The organism is Streptomyces sp. NPDC060205 (genome assembly GCF_042728395.1).
Classification (GTDB): Bacteria; Actinomycetota; Actinomycetes; order Streptomycetales; family Streptomycetaceae; genus Streptomyces.
The window spans coordinates 16113-32104 of sequence record NZ_JBHWZP010000083.1 but is presented as its reverse complement, the minus strand read 5'-3'; the positions used below and the strand labels follow the sequence as shown (position 1 = coordinate 32104).

13 protein-coding genes are annotated in these 15992 nt (G+C 71.2%); 5 read left to right on the top strand and 8 right to left on the bottom strand.

What is annotated here, in order from left to right; all coding sequences use genetic code 11:
• Positions 1-230 precede the first annotated feature (230 nt).
• From ACFWGJ_RS17200 to ACFWGJ_RS17175, 6 genes are all read right to left on the bottom strand, one after another.
• Positions 231-1310, bottom strand: a complete 1080-nt coding sequence (locus ACFWGJ_RS17200; RefSeq protein WP_387324925.1) for a BMP family protein — start codon at positions 1308-1310, stop codon at positions 231-233.
• A 234-nt stretch (positions 1311-1544) separates the two neighbouring features.
• Positions 1545-2795, bottom strand: a complete 1251-nt coding sequence (locus tag ACFWGJ_RS17195; protein WP_387324922.1) for an amidohydrolase — start codon at positions 2793-2795, stop codon at positions 1545-1547.
• 382 nt (positions 2796-3177) lie between these two features.
• Positions 3178-4410, bottom strand: coding sequence for a hypothetical protein (locus tag ACFWGJ_RS17190; protein ID WP_387324919.1), 1233 nt, complete (start codon positions 4408-4410; stop codon positions 3178-3180).
• A gap of 67 nt (positions 4411-4477) precedes the next feature.
• The gene (locus tag ACFWGJ_RS17185) at positions 4478-5416 is read right to left on the bottom strand and encodes an N-acetylneuraminate synthase family protein (RefSeq protein WP_107015790.1); all 939 of its coding nucleotides are present in this window, start codon (positions 5414-5416) and stop codon (positions 4478-4480) included.
• Positions 5417-5430: 14 nt separating this feature from the next.
• Positions 5431-6729, bottom strand: a complete 1299-nt coding sequence (locus tag ACFWGJ_RS17180; RefSeq protein ID WP_387324916.1) for a cytidylyltransferase domain-containing protein — start codon at positions 6727-6729, stop codon at positions 5431-5433.
• 149 nt (positions 6730-6878) lie between these two features.
• Positions 6879-8258 carry a DUF6716 putative glycosyltransferase gene (locus ACFWGJ_RS17175; RefSeq protein ID WP_387324913.1) on the bottom strand — a complete coding sequence of 460 codons (1380 nt, stop codon included), beginning with the start codon at positions 8256-8258 and terminating at the stop codon, positions 6879-6881.
• A gap of 198 nt (positions 8259-8456) precedes the next feature.
• Here ACFWGJ_RS17175 and ACFWGJ_RS17170 point away from each other — a divergent pair, with 198 nt between their 5' ends.
• From ACFWGJ_RS17170 to ACFWGJ_RS17160, 3 genes are read left to right on the top strand one after another with little or no spacing between them, the layout of a single operon-like run.
• On the top strand, positions 8457-9434 hold the full coding sequence (locus ACFWGJ_RS17170; protein ID WP_387324910.1) for a glycosyltransferase family 2 protein: 978 nt from the start codon (positions 8457-8459) through the stop codon (positions 9432-9434).
• A complete protein-coding gene (locus ACFWGJ_RS17165) occupies positions 9431-10765 on the top strand; it encodes an alpha-2,8-polysialyltransferase family protein (RefSeq protein ID WP_107015786.1) in 1335 nt (444 codons plus the stop codon). Before ACFWGJ_RS17170 ends, ACFWGJ_RS17165 begins: the two co-directional genes overlap by 4 nt.
• Positions 10762-11946 (top strand): acyltransferase family protein, encoded by a 1185-nt coding sequence (locus ACFWGJ_RS17160; RefSeq protein WP_387324906.1) that lies wholly within the window; start codon positions 10762-10764, stop codon positions 11944-11946. Before ACFWGJ_RS17165 ends, ACFWGJ_RS17160 begins: the two co-directional genes overlap by 4 nt.
• A gap of 40 nt (positions 11947-11986) precedes the next feature.
• Here ACFWGJ_RS17160 and ACFWGJ_RS17155 read toward each other — a convergent pair whose 3' ends face one another.
• Positions 11987-12628: a TetR/AcrR family transcriptional regulator gene (locus ACFWGJ_RS17155; protein ID WP_387324903.1), complete on the bottom strand. Its 642-nt coding sequence runs from the start codon at positions 12626-12628 to the stop codon at positions 11987-11989.
• A gap of 63 nt (positions 12629-12691) precedes the next feature.
• Here ACFWGJ_RS17155 and ACFWGJ_RS17150 point away from each other — a divergent pair, with 63 nt between their 5' ends.
• On the top strand, positions 12692-14203 hold the full coding sequence (locus ACFWGJ_RS17150) for an FAD-dependent oxidoreductase (protein WP_387324900.1): 1512 nt from the start codon (positions 12692-12694) through the stop codon (positions 14201-14203).
• 19 nt (positions 14204-14222) lie between these two features.
• On the opposite strand, the gene leuE is transcribed toward ACFWGJ_RS17150, so the two are convergent.
• Positions 14223-14876 carry a leucine efflux protein LeuE gene (leuE, locus tag ACFWGJ_RS17145; protein ID WP_387324897.1) on the bottom strand — a complete coding sequence of 218 codons (654 nt, stop codon included), beginning with the start codon at positions 14874-14876 and terminating at the stop codon, positions 14223-14225.
• Positions 14877-14995: 119 nt separating this feature from the next.
• On the opposite strand from leuE, the gene ACFWGJ_RS17140 reads away from it, so the two are divergent.
• Complete coding sequence (locus tag ACFWGJ_RS17140) at positions 14996-15844, top strand: L,D-transpeptidase family protein (RefSeq protein ID WP_387324894.1); 849 nt, start codon at positions 14996-14998, stop codon at positions 15842-15844.
• Positions 15845-15992 lie beyond the last annotated feature (148 nt).

The window sequence follows — 15992 nt, the reverse complement described above, 5'->3', positions numbered from 1 at the left end:
CCCCCACCGGCCGTCAGCCAACCGCACCGCCCCACCACCGGCCCGCAGCCGACCGCATCGTCCTGCCCCCGGAGGGGCGCGGGGAACTGCGCGACCAGCCCCCACCGGCCGTCAGCCGACCAACCACCGCAGACCGGGGCCGGGGCGCAGCCCAGCTCTGTAGGGGCGCGGGGAACTGCGCGGCCAGCCCCGCCGGGCCGCAGCCGGGCACGCGCCCGCGTGCGAGTGCGTCAGTCGGTCTTCACCGTGACCGCGCCGCTCACGATGTCCTCCTTCGCCTTCTCCACCGCCTCCACGACGTCCGTCATCTCCTTGTACTTCGGGTTCGAGTCGGCGAAGCCCACCCCGCCCGACTTCAGGTCGCCCCGGTGCTCACCGGACAGCGGCTTGCCGTCCACGACGGACTTGGTGACCTCGTACACCGCGCCGCCCACGTCCTTGAGCGCGGATCCGAGGATCCATTCCTTCGACGCGGCGAGCGCCTTCTGCTTGTACTGGTCCGAGTCCACCCCGATCGCCCAGACCTTCTGCGCGGCGGCCTCCTGGATGACGCCCTGGCCGGACAGGCCGGCCGCGTGGTAGATCACGTCGGCGCCGGCCTCGACCTGCCCGCTGGCGGCCTCCTTGCCCATGCTGGGGTTGGAGAACCCGCCGTCCTCGGGCTTCTCGGTGAGGTACCGCTTCTCGATCTCGATCTTCGGGGAGACGGACTTGACCCCCTGGACGAAGCCGTCCTCAAACTTGTGGATGAGCGGGATGTCCACCCCGCCGATGAAGCCGACGTGGTTCTTCTTGGTGGCCTTGGCCGCGGCGACACCGGCGAGGTAGGAGGCCTGCTCCTCGGCGAAGACCATGTCGGCGACGTTCTTCGCCTGCACCTGGGCGTCGTCGATGACGGCGAAGGTGACCTTCGGGTACTTGGCGGCGACCTCCTTGACCGCCGGGGCGTAGATGTAGCCGACGCCGACGATGGGGTTGTAGCCGGCCTTCGCCATCTGGGTCAGCCGCTGCACCTTGTCGGCGTCGGACTCGCCGTCGCTCGGCTCGATGTCGTTGCCGCCGATCTTGAATTCCTTGCGGGCCTTCTCGAACCCGCTGTAGGCGGCGTCGTTGAAGGACTGGTCTCCGCGTCCGCCGATGTCGTAGGCGAGTCCGATGCCCTTGCCCTTGTAGCCGGATCCGGAGCCGGACTCGGTGTCGCCGCCCGACGACTCGTTGCTGGTCTCACCGCAGCCGGCGGCCGCGACGACGACGACCGCGACGGCGACAGCGGCTTGAGAAAGCCTGGTTCTCCGAGAAATCCGACGCATGAGAGTGCACCCCTTACATTCCCCAACGGCGCCGTTGCCGACGCTGACTGCGGCGCACAGTAACGCGCGTAGAAGGGGAGGGGAACGGGGTTCATCACTGCCGTTATCGATTCGTGCCGACGGCCGGTTACGAACGCCCGCCGCCGGTTACGTACGAGTGACACAAGGGGACGAAGGGGTGCCGAACGGGGCACCCCTTCGCTCGTGAACCACCGGCTGCCGGGCGTCGCTTCGTCAGCCGCGCGCCTGGAGGAGGGCGGCGGCCGTGAACAGCTCGACGCCCACCGTGATGGCCGACTCGTCGGCGTCGAAGTCCCCCTGGTGCAGGTCGCGCACGGTGCGCTCGCCCGGCGTACGCACCCCGAGCCGGGCCATCGCGCCGGGCACGTGCTCCAGGTACCAGGAGAAGTCCTCACCGCCGAGGCTCTGCTCGGTGTCCTCCACGGAGTTCGCCCCGAGCCGGGCGGTCATCGCCGCGCGCAGCAGATCGGTGGCGCCCGGTTCGTTGACGACCGGCGGCACCCCGCGTACGTAACTGATCTCGGACTTGGCGCGGTGGAGCGTGGCGACCTCGTCGATCGCGGCGTGCACCAGATCGGGGGCGGCGTGCCAGGCCGCGAGATCCAGGCACCGTACGGTCCCGGAGAGTTCGGCGTGCTGCGGGATCACGTTGCAGGCGTGCCCCGACTCGATGCGGCCCCAGGTCAGGGAGAGTCCGGAGCGGGCGTCGACCCGCCGGGCGACGACGGCCGGCACGTCGACGGCGACCCGGGCGGCGGCGGTGACGAGGTCGGTGGTGAGGTGCGGCCGGGCGGTGTGTCCGCCGGGGCCGTCCAGGGAGACCTCGACGCGGTCGCAGGCGGAGGTGATGGGCCCGTACCGCAGGCCGATGCGTCCGGCGTCGACCCGCGGGTCGCAGTGGACGGCGACGATGCGGCCGACGCCGTCGAGGCCGCCGTTCTTGATGACGTCGGGGGCGCCGCCGGGCAGTACTTCCTCGGCGGGCTGGAAGATCAGGCGTACGGCCCGGTCGAGGAGGCCCCGCTCGTGCAGGTCGGCGAGGACGAGCGCGGCGCCGAGGACGACGGTCGTGTGCACGTCGTGTCCGCAGGCGTGGGCGCGGTCGGGCACGGTCGAGCGGTAGGCGCAGCCGCTCTTCGCGTCCGGGATGGGCAGGCCGTCGATGTCGGCGCGCAGGGCGAGCATCGGAAGGGCGGGGTCGGGTACGCCGATGTCACAGATGAGCCCGGTTCCGGTGTCGAGCACGCGGGGCCGCAGACCCGCCCGCTCCAGCCGCTCCTTGATCGCGGCGGTGGTGCGGAACTCGTGGTTGCCCAGCTCCGGGTGCATGTGCAAGTCACGTCGGAACGCGACGAGTTCGGCGCGCAGCTGCTCGGACAGCACACCGGGAAGCGCCGCCCCCTCGGACAGCTCTTCCCCGATCGGACTTTCCCCGGACGAATCGGCCTCGGACTCTTGCGACATCAGTTGGTTCACCCTCTGAAGGGTAGGGCGACGCGACGACCAACTGCCCTGCGATCAACAAAACTTCAACGCGTTCGGGGCAGAAAATCTAGCCGCGTGGCGCATACAGATGGACTGGCTTGGGTAGACTCACCCGGCTTTTTGGACCAGCGGCTCCCACGCCTGCCCAGGCGGATACCGGATCCGGCCTTCCTTGTGGGAAAACCTCCGAGCGGCGGCGCCCATTCCCGGGTCCCCGGAAACAGGCTCTCTACGCATACCACGCATACGGGTGCGTGATCGGTTGCGTTCAGCTGCCGGACACCCTGCCGTACGGGCCCGCGTACGCCCCTCAAGCGGCCCTGCTCGTCCGGCGGCCGTGATCGCCGGGTGGGCGTGATCGTCAGGTGGCCGTGATCGCCGACAGCCGGTGGGCGTCGCGGGCGGTGTCCGTGACGCCCGAGAGGAAGCCCTGGGCCCGCGGGGAGGCGTTCTCCGTGAGCCAGGCCGGGTCGATGTCGAAGACGGCGACCTTGACGTCCGTGCCGGCCAGGGCGAGCGGCAGGGTGTGGACCACGGTGGAGGGGAAGCTGAGGATCGTGCGGCCGATGGGGCCCCGGCGGGCGATCAGCTCCAGCGGAAGGTCCGGGCGGACGATCTCCAGGCCGGTCTCGACGGCCAGCCGGTGCAGCTTCTCGGGGCTCTCCCTGCGGTGGGCGAAGTAGCGGGTGGCCCCGTAGGTGCCGGCCAGCCCCTTCACCGCTTCGACGTAGCGGTCGGGGTCGACGACCCCGGTCTCCACGAGGGACGTGCCGACCAGGTCTGCGCCCTTGGTGATGCGGGGCGGGCCGAAGCGGGCCCGGGTCCACGCGAAGTCGTTGGCCGAGACGTCGACGCCCTCGGGCGTCTCGTCGATCGGCATGGAGGAGAAGATCTCCACCCGGCGTCCGGCGCCGGGGGTGAGCCGGCGGCGGGCCCGGGCCGAGACCGGTGCGAAGACCAGGTCCCGGGCCCCGGGGCGCCCGCCGCGCCGGTGCCAGCGCACCAGCCGTTCACCGCGCGCCAGCTGGGAGACGAACTCCATGGTCGCGGTCCCGTCGTCCACGACGACGAGGTCGCGGGCACGGGTGATGGTCAGCAGCAGCTGCACGTACCGCGAGAAGGGGTCGCCCATCACGATGCGCCGTGCGCGCCGCAGCAGCGGCGCGAGTCCGCCGACCGTGTGGAAGGGCGCGGTCGTGCCGCCCCGCGCCTCCTCCCAGCGCACGTCGTACCCCTCGTCCCTGGCCAGCTCCGCCATCCGCCTGAGCTGCCCGCGGGTCATCGGGTCGGTGGGCGACAGGACGACGAGGGTGAGGCCGGTACCGGCCTCCCCGGGCCGTGCGTCACCGGTCCTGCCGGGCCTGCCCGACCCGCCGGGCCTCCCCGAGCGGCCGAACCTGCCCGTTCCGCCGGGCCGGCCGGCTCCCAGTTCCGGACCCGGGGGTCCGGAGGTCTCGCCGGTGCTCCTGAGGGCCGCGGCCTTCAGGGCGTGCGCGTGCGCCCACTCCAGGACGTTCAGGAGCTGCACCGGGCTTTCCACGAAAGCCAGCGTGGCGGGTGACTGGGGGCCGGTGGACCCGGCGCGGGGACTCATCGACGTACGACCGTCGCTTCCCTGGAATCGGAAGGGGTGCCAGCAGTGACGAAGGGTGGAGCGTGTGTCAGACGGCGACGGGCTCGCCCGCGGCGGCGGCGATCTCGGCCTCGGCGACGACGCCCGAGACGCGGCGCAGCTTCTTCATCGGGCCCAGCTCGGACTCGTAGACCTTCTTGACGCCGTCGCCGAGGGAGGCCTCGATGGTGCGGATGTCGCGCACCAGGCGGGTCAGGCCCTGCGGCTCGACGGAGGCGGCCTGGTCGGAGCCCCACATCGCGCGGTCGAGGGTGATGTGGCGCTCGACGAAGGTGGCGCCGAGGGCGACCGCGGCGAGCGTGGTCTGCAGGCCCGTCTCGTGACCGGAGTAGCCGATCGGGACGTTCGGGTACTCGGCCTGGAGGGTGTTGATGACGCGGAGGTTGAGCTCCTCGGCCTGCGCCGGGTAGGTCGACGTGGCGTGGCACATCAGGATGTTGTCGCTGCCGAGGACCTCGACCGCGTGGCGGATCTGCTTGGGCGTCGACATGCCGGTGGAGAGGATGACCGTGCGGCCGGTGGCGCGCAGCGAGCGCAGCAGCTCGTCGTCGGTCAGGGAGGCGGAGGCGACCTTGTGGGCCGGGACGTCGAACTTCTCCAGGAAGGCGACGGCCTCGGTGTCCCACGGGGAGGCGAACCAGGCGATGTTCTTCGACTTGGAGTACTCGTCGATCTGGCGGTACTCGTCCTCGCCGAACTCCACGCGGTGGCGGTAGTCGATGTAGGTCATCCGGCCCCAGGGGGTGTCGCGCTCGATGTCCCACTGGTCGCGCGGGGTGCAGATCTCCGGGGTGCGCTTCTGGAACTTCACGGCGTCGCAGCCGGCTTCGGCGGCGGCGTCGATCAGCTTGAACGCGTTCTCCAGGTCGCCGTTGTGGTTGATGCCGATCTCACCGACGACGTAGACGGGGTGGCCGGGGCCCGCGGTCTTGGAACCGAAGGTGCGCAGACGGGAGTTGGAGCTCATGGCGGGGAAGTTCCTTACTTGTCGAGGGAATCGAGAGAGGGGCCGAGGATCCAGCTGGCGATCTCCCGGATCGCGCCGTCGCCACCGGGGACGGTGGTGACCGCGCGTGCGGCGCCGCGTACGACGTCGTGGGCGCTCGCGACCGCCACGGGCCAGCCGACGAGGGCGAAGCACGGGAGGTCGTTGACGTCGTTGCCGACGTAGAGCACGCGCTCGGGCGCGATGCCCTGTTCCTCGCACCACTGCTTCAGTGCGAGGTCTTTCCGGTCGATGCCGTGCAGCACGGGGATCTTGAGCTTGCGTGCGCGGGCGGCGACGACCGGGTTCTGTTCCGTGGACAGGATCAGCATCGACAGGCCGCTCCTGCGGAGGGCCGCGATACCTAGTCCGTCCCCGCGGTGCACGGAGACGAACTCCTTTCCATCGGAGTCGATCAGCACCCGGTCGTCGGTCTGGGTGCCGTCGAAGTCGAGGACGACCGCGTCGATGTCCTGCGCGGTCGGGAGGGCGCCGGGCCGGTGCGCGTCGAAGAGCGGCGCGAGGGCCCGGGCGCGGGCGAGGTCGTGCGGGTCGTCGATCTCCAGGACCCGCGCGGGGTCGGTGCGCACGAGTTCCGTGCGCCCGAAGAAGCGGTGCTTGTGCTCGCGCAGTCCGGCGGCGTTCATGCAGTACGCGGCGCCGGTCTCCAGGAGGTCCTGTGGCCGGTCCTGGCGGCGCGGCCGGAAGGACTTGTCGTGGTTGACGCCGTAACCGCCGTCGGTGGCGGTGGTGTTGGCGACCGTGGTGCCGCCGCCGACGGACCGGGTCAGTTCGGTGTCGACCGCGGCCGGGTCGTCGTCGGCGTCCCGCCAGATGAAGCCGTGGAAGGGCGCCACGGTCAGCGCGGTGTCCGCGCCGTTCTCCACGACCGCGCCGGCCACCCCGTCGATGTCCTCGCGGATGATGAAGGGGCTGGTGCACTGCACGAGGAGCACGGCGTCCACGGCGGAGCCGTGCAGGGCCTCGTGGGCGTCCATGGCGTGCAGGACGGCCGCCTCGGAGGTCGCGGTGTCACCGGCGATGGCGGCGGGCCGCAGCACGACCTCGGCGCCCGCCTCCCGGGCGGCGGAGGCGATGGCCTGGTCGTCGGTGGAGACCACGACGTCCGTCACGAGCCGGGCCTCACGGCACTCGCGCACCGCGCGGGCGACCAGCGGCACACCGCCGACGGGCAGCAGGTTCTTGGCGGGAACACCCTTGGACCCACCCCGGGCCGGGATCACCGCGAGCACACGGGGCACCGCTTTCAGCCGCCCCGCTTCCGAGTTGGTCATTCGCTGTACTCCTTGGTCGACGGTCGTGGTGCCCCGAAGGGGCGCGGGGCCGTGTCGATATGCGGCTCCGCCGCGTGGGCGCGCCCAGCCACGACGAACCCGCGGGTTCAAGACGGCAGTGGGCCGCTGGGCCTCCGGCGTGGAGGAGCTCACAGCTCCCCCATCCGCCGGATGACCGGAGCCACCCGCTGCACCCCGTGCCGGTAGGCACCCCGTGCGGCGCGCCGCACGATCTGCCGCACAGCCCCCGGCTCCCGGTCGGCGTCGGGCGCCCCGGGGAGCGGACTGCCGTCCGGCGCGAGGTGGTGGCGGGCGAGGATGCCGGGCAGGTAGCCGGGCGCGGTGACAGGCGTGTAGTAGGGGGCGAGGGCGGGCAGCGTGCCCCCGGCGAGCAGAGCGGCGATCCGCTCGCGGGCCGCGTCGAAGGCCGTCTCGTACGAGCCGCCCCCGGCCGGTGAACTCCCGGCGTGCGAGCCGGTGTCGGACCCGCCGGCGGCGACACCCTGGCGGGCGACCCAGCGTTCGTCGGGTGACGGGACGTGCCCGTCGTCCAGCTGGTCCCAGGAGGCGAGGCAGCCGGAGCCCACGAAGTGGTGGTTGCCGAGCGACTCGCGCACCCCGAGGTCGGTGAGGACCACGGTGGGGATCCGCCGGTGCAGCGATTCGAGCGCCGCCGTGGAGCTGACGGTGACGAGCAGGTCCGTACGGTCGAGGACTTCGCCCATGTGCCCGTACACGAGGCGGAGGTTGGCGGGCAGGCCGCCGGGGATCCGCTCCGCGAGGCGCTGGTAGGGCTGCTCCTCGATGTGCGTGGTGTGCTCGCCGGGCTTGGAGCGCAGCTTCAGCAGGACCTCGCGGTCCGGGTGCAGCCTGGCGTGCTGGACGAGCCGGTTCAGCAGGTACGTACGGTCCTTGCGGCTCTCCGGGACGGAGGGCTGCGCGGCGAAGACGACCGTGCAGGGGTCGTGCTTCTCGTACGGGGCGCCGCCGAGGAAGGGCAGGGCGACCTCGGTCACCGAGGAGGCGTCGGCGCCCACTCCCTCGTACACGGCGGTGAAACGGTCCGCGTCCTGGCGGGAGTTGGCGAGGACGAGGTCCGCGCCGTGCCGCAGGAGCAGTCCGTCGGCGAGCTTCTCGTAGACGACGCCGACGTAGCCGGTGACGACCACGGGCCGCTTCGTGCCGCCCGTCGCCGCGCGCTCCCGCCACTGGTGGGAGAGCCCGTGCAGCATCGCCTGGACGCCGCCCCCGACGAGGGACAGCACGAGGACGTCGTACGCGGCCTCCTCGCGGGCCATCTCCTTCAGGAACTCGACGGAGGTGACCTCCCGCAGGGAGTCGGCGCGCACGCCGACCTCTTCGAGCTGTCGGGCGGTGGGGGTCGCACGGCCCCTCAGGAGGTAGCCGTCGAGGCTGATGTCCGAATCGGCCGGTGCGATACGGTTCGCGGTGAGCGCGCCCCATTTCCACCGGGTGTCGGAATCGGCGAGGACGGCCACTCGCAGGGACTTCGTGGTACTTGCTGGCACACCGAAGACGCTAGGAAGCGATTCCGATCACCGGCCCAACCGAAATACAACAAAGGGTTAACAGCACACCGCCGAATGGCGTTGCGACCCCGGATACGCCCGCAATAAGGCCCGGTTCACCATTCCGCCACGTGTCGTTCACCTGACATCTCACCGGCGGTCAAGACGAATGCCGGGCCGCCGCCTAACGTCACGTGGGTGGTCAAGCTCTCCGTCATCGTGCCGTTCTACAACGTGCAGCAATATGCGCCCGACACCCTGAAGAGTCTGCGTGCGAACGCACGCGACGACTTCGAGTTCATTCTCGTCGACGACTGTTCCCGCGACGAGACGCCGGACATCCTCGCGCGCGCGGAGCGCGAGCTCCCGGGCGCGGTGCATGTCAGACACGAGCAGAACGGAGGACTGGCCACCGCGCGCAACACCGGCATCGACGCGGCACAGGGCGAGTACCTCACGTTCCTCGACGGGGACGACTGGCTCGCCCCCGGCTATTACGAGCAACTGCTCGCCTCCATCGAGGGGTTGGGCTGCGACTTCGTGCGCACGGACCATGTCCAGTGCACCGCGCGGGCCCGCACCATCCACCGGGTGCCGTACGGCAGGCGCGGTGTCGTCCTCGATCCGCGCGAGGCGATCCTGCCCGCCGACCGCTCCACCTCCGTCGACTACGCCTATGCGTGGGCCGGCATCTACCACCGCAGGCTGGCCGACCGGGGCCTGCTGCACTTCACCGACGGGCTGCGCACGGCCGAGGACCGGCCGTGGATCTGGAAGCTGCACCGGGAGGCCGAGTCGTTCGCCACGGTGGGTCTGCTCGGGGTGTTCTACCGGCGCGGTGTCGCCTCCTCACTGACGCAGATCGGTGACGTACGCCAGCTGGATTTCATTCGCGCGTTCGACCAGGTGGTAAGTGAAACGGCACAGGACCGGGACGCGGATAAACTCCTGCCGAAGGCCGTGCGGACCTACTGTGCGATTATCTCCCATCATCTGGGATCCATCGAAAGGTTCGAGCCGCCCGTGGCACGGAAACTGAAGTCGATGAGTGCCGTCGCATTGCGGCGAATGCCGCAGGACGTCCTCGATGACGCCCTCGACTCCATGGACATACAGCGCGCGACGCGACTGCGTCGGCTGCGCCGGCGGCCGGCGCCCGCGGGGGTGTCCGCGTGAGGACCCAGATCTTCATGGCGTCGACGCTGTACGGCACGGCGACGCTCGCCGCGGCCGTCGACGCCGGCTGCTTCCGCCCCGCGGACCGGCGTGTGCTGCTGGTCTCCAACAACGCGGCGACACCCGAGACGACACCCGGCGTCGACGAGATGCCCGGCTTCACGCAGTTGCGCGGCCGGTTCGACGACGTGATCTCGTGGAACGAGACCATCTCCCCGTTCCACCCGGGCGGCTGGGCCCCGCGCCTCGACGACGTACCGCTGTGGGAGCGGCATCTGCGGCTCGCCTGGGGGCTCGGCGACGACGACGTCGAGCTGGTCGTCGAGTCGATCCAGGTGAACCCGGCGCTCGGCCTCACCCAGATCTTCACCGGCGCCCCCGTCACCGTCTACGCCGACGGCCTGATGAGCTACGGCCCGACCCGCAACAAGATCGACCCGCTGGTCGGCACGCGGATCGACCGGCTTCTCCACCTCGACCTGGTACCGGGCCTGACGCCGCTGCTCCTCACGGAGTTCGGTGTCGGACCGGAGATCGTGCCGACCGCGGTCTTCACCGACGTTCTGACCGAACTCGTCAAGACGGGCGACGAGTTGCCCGCGATCGACGAACCGGCCCTGCTGCTCGGCCAGTACCTCTCCGCGCTCGGCATCCTCACCGCCGAGGAGGAGGAGGACCTGCACGTACGCATGCTCAAGGGCGCCGTCGCGCTCGGGCACGAGCGGATCGTGTTCAAGCCGCACCCCAGCGCGCCGGCCCGCTGGTCGCGCGCCCTGGAGAAGGAGGCGACGCGGATCGGCGCCGACCTCACGGTGCTCGACACCCCGGTCCTCGCCGAGGTGCTCTACCAGCGGATGCGTCCCGCGCTGGTCGTGGGCTGCTTCTCCACCGCACTGCTCACGGCCTCCGCGCTGTACGGCCTCCCGGTCGCCCGCATCGGCACCGAACCCCTCCTCGAACGCCTCACCCCGTACGAGAACAGCAACCGCGTCCCCGTCACGATCGTGGACGCGCTGCTCCCGGAGCTGACGGACCGCACGGCGGTCACCGAGCAGCGCCAGGGCATGACGGCCGCCGAACTGTCGGAGCTGGTACGGGCCGTGGGCTTCGCCATGCAGCCCAAGATCTACCCGGACACCCGGCCGGGCGCCGAGCAGTATCTGACGCGGCGTCTGAACGACCACACCTGGCGGTACTTCAAACGACGGCGTCTGACCTCTCTGGGACTGCCCGGCGCGGTACCGGCGCAGCTCGCCTTCATCCCGCGCAACGCGACGGTCCGTCGTGTGGCCAAGCGCGCCCGATCCCTGAAGAGGGCCACTCTCGGATGAGCACCGTGGAATCCTCGCCCGCCCCCCCGACGTCCTCTCCGGGTGCGGGCTCCTCTCCCGGGGCGGGCCCCTCCACCGAGGCGGGCGACAGCGCCCCCGTCCCTCCCCGGATAGTTCCCAAGAAGCACGCCCCGCGGCTGCGCGCGCTGGACGGGCTTCGGCTGATCGCCGCGCTGATGGTCGCCGCGTACCACTACGGCGGCCGGGACGGCGAGGTGAGCGGGGCCTGGGGCACCTCGCCGCAGCTCCAGTTCCCCACCCTGCACACCTGGTTCGCATACGGCTGTCTCGGCGTGCAGATCTTCTTCGTGATCAGCGGTTTCGTGATCTGTATGAGCGGCTGGGGGCGGAGCCTGCGCTCGTTCTTCGCCTCGCGGGTCTCCCGGCTGATGCCCGCGTACTGGGCGGCGATCGTCCTCGTCACGGCGGTCTTCGCGCTGCCGGTGGTCGCGTACCACGCCGTCTCGCCCAGTGACGCGCTGGTGAACCTGACGCTCATGCAGCAACCGCTGGGCGTCGACCGGGTGCTCGGCGTCTGCTGGACGCTCTGGGCCGAGGTCCGCTTCTACGCGCTGTTCGCCCTGTGCGTGGTCCTGCCCGGGGCGACCCGGCAGCGCGTGATCCTGTTCTGCGCGGGCTGGACCCTGGCCGCGGCGATCGCCCAGGCGGCGCACGAGCCCCTGCTCGATCTGATCCTGATGCCCGAGTACGCGCCGTTCTTCATCGGCGGCATCGGCCTCTACCTCGTCCACCGCGACCGGCGCGACGCGTACGCCTGGGGCATTGTGCTCGTGAGCTGGCTGATCGGCCAGCACTACGCGGTGGCGCGGCTGTGGCACGCGCCCGACCCGCGGTTCTTCTCCGACCGCAGCTCGACCGGGATCATCCTCGTCGTCACCCTGGGTTTCGTGGCGGTCGCCGCGGTCGCGCTGGGCTGGCTGAACCGGGCGAACTGGCCGTGGCTGACGGTGGCCGGGGCGCTGACGTACCCCTTCTACCTGGTCCACGAGCACCTGGGCTGGGTCGCCATCAAGGCCTACCACCAGGGCCTGGGCCTGCCGTCGTACGCGACGGCGCTGCTGACCGTCGCGACGATGCTGGCCCTGGCCTGGCTGCTGACCCGCCTCGTCGAGGACCGGCTGACCCCGCGGCTGCGCTCGGCCCTGTCGAAGCCGCGCTGAACGTACGCCGACCGCTTCGGAGCCGGCCGGGCCGACCGGCTCAGCCGGCTCCGAAGCGTGCCTCGATCCCGGCGAGCAGCAGCCTGAGCCCTTCCTCGAACCCCTCGTCGTACCCCTCGAAGATCACCGGGCCCGCCGCCGCCGACAGGGGATGGTCGGCGAGCATCTCGGCGCGCGCGTCCATGTCGTAGCCCTCGCGGCGCTCTCCCGGCAGCGGGTAGACGCCCTGCTCCTCGGTGACGAAGCCGAGCGTGTACAGGTACGCGGTGGTGAAGGCGCGTACCCCCTGCCGGAGGGTGAACCCGGCGTCCACGAAGGCGCGCAGGTTCTCCTCCATCTGGGCGGCGTGCTCGGTGCCGGTGAAGCGTGAGCCGCTGAAGACCTTGGCCCCGTCGCGATAGCTGAGCAGCGCGGTACGCAGGCCACGGTTCGCGGCCAGCAGCCGCTCGCGCCAGTCCGCGCCCGGCGGGACCGCGGTGCCGGCGATCATCCGCCGGTACATCTCCGTCGCCATCTCGTCCAGCAGCGCCTGCTTGTCCTTGAAGTGCCAGTAGAGGGCGGGCGCCTTGACGTCCAGCTCCTTGGCGATGACGCGGAGGCTGAGGCCGTTGAGCCCGACCTCGTTCAGCAGACGCAGGGCCGTATCGGCCACCAGCGCTCGGTCGATCTTCCCTACAGCCACGCTCGCACCCTATCCGGAGGTCCTCCCTTGACAGCTTAACGCCGTTAAGTGCATCCTCGGCGCATGGAACTTAACGACGTTAAGGAGATCGCCGTGGATGCCGTCGCACAGGCCGTCGTGGACACCGCCGCCGTACCCGCCGAGACCGACGTCCTGATCGTGGGCGCCGGACCCACCGGACTCGCCCTCGCGCTCGACCTCGCCCGGCACGGCGTACGCGCCCTCGTCGTGGAGCGGTCCGCCACCCTCTTCCCCGGCTCACGCGGCAAGGGGATCCAGCCGCGCACCCAGGAGGTCTTCGACGACCTCGGCGTACTGGACGCGCTCCGGGCCGGGGGCGGCACGTACCCCGTCGGGATGATCTGGAAGGACGGGCAGCGGCAGGGCGAGCACCGGATGTTCGACGAGGTCGAGGCGACGGAGGCCGACCCGTACGCGGGCTTCGCGCTGATGGTGCCGCAGTGGAGGACGCAGGAGATCCTGTACGCGCGCCTGACGGAACTGGGCGGCGGCGTCGCCTTCGGCCGGGAGCTGGTGGGCCTCGCCCAGGACGCCGACGGAGTCACTGCGAGCTTCGCCTCCGGCACCCCGGTGCGCGCCCGCTACGCCGTCGCCGCGGACGGCGGCCGGTCGGCCGTGCGGCGCGCGCTGGGCATCACGATGACCGGCGAGACCGTGGACCCCGCTCCGGCGCTGGTCGCGGACATCCGCGTCACCGGCCTCGACCGCGACAACTGGCACTTCTTCCCGCCCACCGACGCGGGCCCGGGCCTCCAGGGCGGCTTCCTGGGGATCTGCCCGCTCCCGCACACCGAGGACTTCCAGCTGGCGGCCGGTTTCGCGGACCCGGCCGCCGAGCCGGACCTGTCCCTCGACGGCATCCGCAAACTGGTCGCCACGCGCACGCATCTGTCCGCGGACGATGTGACCGAGGTCCGCTGGGCCTCCGAGTTCCGGCCGCGGGCAGCGATGGCGGACCGGTTCCGGGACGGGCGCGTCTTCCTGGCGGGCGACGCGGCCCACGTCCACTCGCCCGCGGGCGGCCAGGGCCTCAACACCAGCGTCCAGGACGCCTACAACCTGGCCTGGAAGCTCGCGGCCGTACTGCGGGGCTCCGCCCCGGCCGCCCTCCTCGACTCGTACGAGGAGGAGCGGATGCCCGTCGCCGCGCAGATGCTGGGGCTGTCCACCGGCGTCCACCGCGGCGAGGTGCGGCGCGGCGCGGCCACCCAGCAGCTCGGCCTCGGCTACCGCGGCTCGGCTCTGGCGGTGGAGACGCGTACGGACCTGCCCGAGGAGGCCCTGCGCGCGGGCGACCGCGCACCGGACGGCACCCGGGCCGGCACGCGTCTCTTCGACGCCTTCCGGGGCCCGCACTGGACGCTGCTCACGGTCGGCGGCACGGACACCGAGGCCGAGGTGCCGGACCTCCCCGGCGTCCGCACGGTCCGCTTCCCCGCGTACGAGGCCTATGGGACCGGGGTGTTCCTCGTCCGCCCCGACGGTTACGTGGGCTGGGCGGGCGAGTCGGCTCGGGGACTCGCCAAGTACGCGGCGGGCGCGGGCGTCCTCTAGGACGGCTTCCGGGGGACCCTCAGACGGAGCTGGCGAGCGACAGCTTCACGGCGAAGCCCAGGAAGAGCGCTCCGGCGGCGGAGGTGGCCCCCGCGGAGAGCCGCCTGCGCCGCTTGAACGCCGCCGCCAGTTTCGTCCCGCCGAATATCAGGGCGCTGAGGTAGAGGAAACTCGCGACCTGGGCGAAGGCGCCGAGCACGACGAAGGAGAGGGCGGGATACGCGTAGCCCGGATCCACGAACTGCACGAAGAAAGCGACGAAGAACAAAATCGCCTTCGGGTTGAACAGGCTGATGACGAGCGCCCGCCGGAAGGGGCGCTCCTCTACCGCCGGCGGGGCGGCCTCCTCGGCCTCGCCCCGCTCGCGCCGGGTCCGCCACATCTGCCACGCGGCCCGCAGCATCCCGAAGGCCAGCCACGTCAGATACCCGGCGCCCGCGTACTTCACGATCCCGAACAGCAGGGCGTTGGCCTGCAGCAGGGACGCGACACCGGCCGCGGACAGCGTCATCAGCACGGCGTCGCCGCACCAGACACCGGCGGAGGCCTGATACCCGGTCCTGACACCCCGCCGCGCGGCGACGGACAGCACGTAGAGCGAGTTCGGCCCCGGCAGCAGAACAATCAGCACGAGGCCCACGAGGTAGGTGGGGAGATCGGTTACGCCAAGCATGAGAGGCAGTGTCGCATCCGGGTATGACAGCGCAGGATGGAGTTCTGCGGGATGAGACGGCCGCTCGGATGTCACCACGGCACATCGATGACCTGATCGATGAGCGGCGGGGGGTTCAAATGCGTACAACAGGTATGTGGAGATCGGTCGCGGCTGCGACGGCACTGGCGGCGCTCACCGTGCTGAGCGGGTGCACCATCCAGCCGGCGGGCCCGCCGGGCACGTCACCGGACGGGTCGCCGTCCGTCGGCAGGTCGTCGTCCGCGGGCGCCTCGCCGCCGGCCGGCCGGTCCACCGGTGACGCCAAACCGCCCAGTTCCGCCGGTCAGCCCGCGCCGAAGGTCCTGTGGTCGCCGGGCGACCGGGGCATGGACGTACGGGAGCTGCAGGCCCGGCTGCGCCAGGTGCTGTGGCTCTACGAGGGGCCCACGGGGACGTACGACGCCTCGACGGTCTACGCGGTCAAGGGTTTCCAGGGCAAGCGCGGCCTGCCGAGGACCGGCACCACGGACTCGGCGACCTGGCAGCGGCTGCTGGGGATGACCCACGAGCCGGGCAAGTGGGACCTGTACGCGTCGGGCGGCCAGCCGGCCGCGCCACCGGACCCGCGCTGTATGACGGGCCGGGTGCTGTGCATCAGCAAGACCAGCCGCACCCTGCGCTGGATGATCGACGGCCGTACGGTCTCGGTGATGGCGGTGCGCTTCGGCACGGAGTACACGCCCACCCGCGAAGGTGTCTTCGACGTCTACTTCAAGTCGCGCCACCATGTGTCGACGATCTACGACTCGCCCATGCCGTACGCGATGTTCTTCAGCGGCGGCCAGGCCGTCCACTACTCCGCGGACTTCGCGGGGACGGGCTACTACGGCGGGTCGCACGGCTGTGTGAACGTCCGGGACGAGGGGAAGATCGCGGCGCTGTTCTCGCAGGTGAGGGACGGCGACAAGGTCGTCGTCTACTGGTGAGCGCCGGACGGCGGAGAAGGTGTGCGGGCGCGGGCGGGACCGGGGGAACGTGTCCCGCCCCCCCCCTGTGTGGGAGGGGGCGTGGGGTACGGGGGGAACCCCGCGCGTGGGCCCGCCCCAGTACACTAGGGGCGCGTAGTAAATAGGC

Bases quoted from the DNA above. Each gene is read 5' to 3' on its own strand.
- ACFWGJ_RS17200 (WP_387324925.1), bottom strand. From the start codon at position 1,310: ATGCGTCGGATTTCTCGGAGAACCAGGCTTTCTCAAGCCGCTGTCGCC.
- ACFWGJ_RS17195 (WP_387324922.1), bottom strand. From the start codon at position 2,795: ATGTCGCAAGAGTCCGAGGCCGATTCGTCCGGGGAAAGTCCGATCGGG.
- ACFWGJ_RS17190 (WP_387324919.1), bottom strand. From the start codon at position 4,410: ATGAGTCCCCGCGCCGGGTCCACCGGCCCCCAGTCACCCGCCACGCTG.
- ACFWGJ_RS17185 (WP_107015790.1), bottom strand. From the start codon at position 5,416: ATGAGCTCCAACTCCCGTCTGCGCACCTTCGGTTCCAAGACCGCGGGC.
- ACFWGJ_RS17180 (WP_387324916.1), bottom strand. From the start codon at position 6,729: ATGACCAACTCGGAAGCGGGGCGGCTGAAAGCGGTGCCCCGTGTGCTC.
- ACFWGJ_RS17160 (WP_387324906.1), top strand. From the start codon at position 10,762: ATGAGCACCGTGGAATCCTCGCCCGCCCCCCCGACGTCCTCTCCGGGT.
- ACFWGJ_RS17150 (WP_387324900.1), top strand. From the start codon at position 12,692: ATGGAACTTAACGACGTTAAGGAGATCGCCGTGGATGCCGTCGCACAG.
- leuE (WP_387324897.1), bottom strand. From the start codon at position 14,876: ATGCTTGGCGTAACCGATCTCCCCACCTACCTCGTGGGCCTCGTGCTG.
- ACFWGJ_RS17140 (WP_387324894.1), top strand. From the start codon at position 14,996: ATGCGTACAACAGGTATGTGGAGATCGGTCGCGGCTGCGACGGCACTG.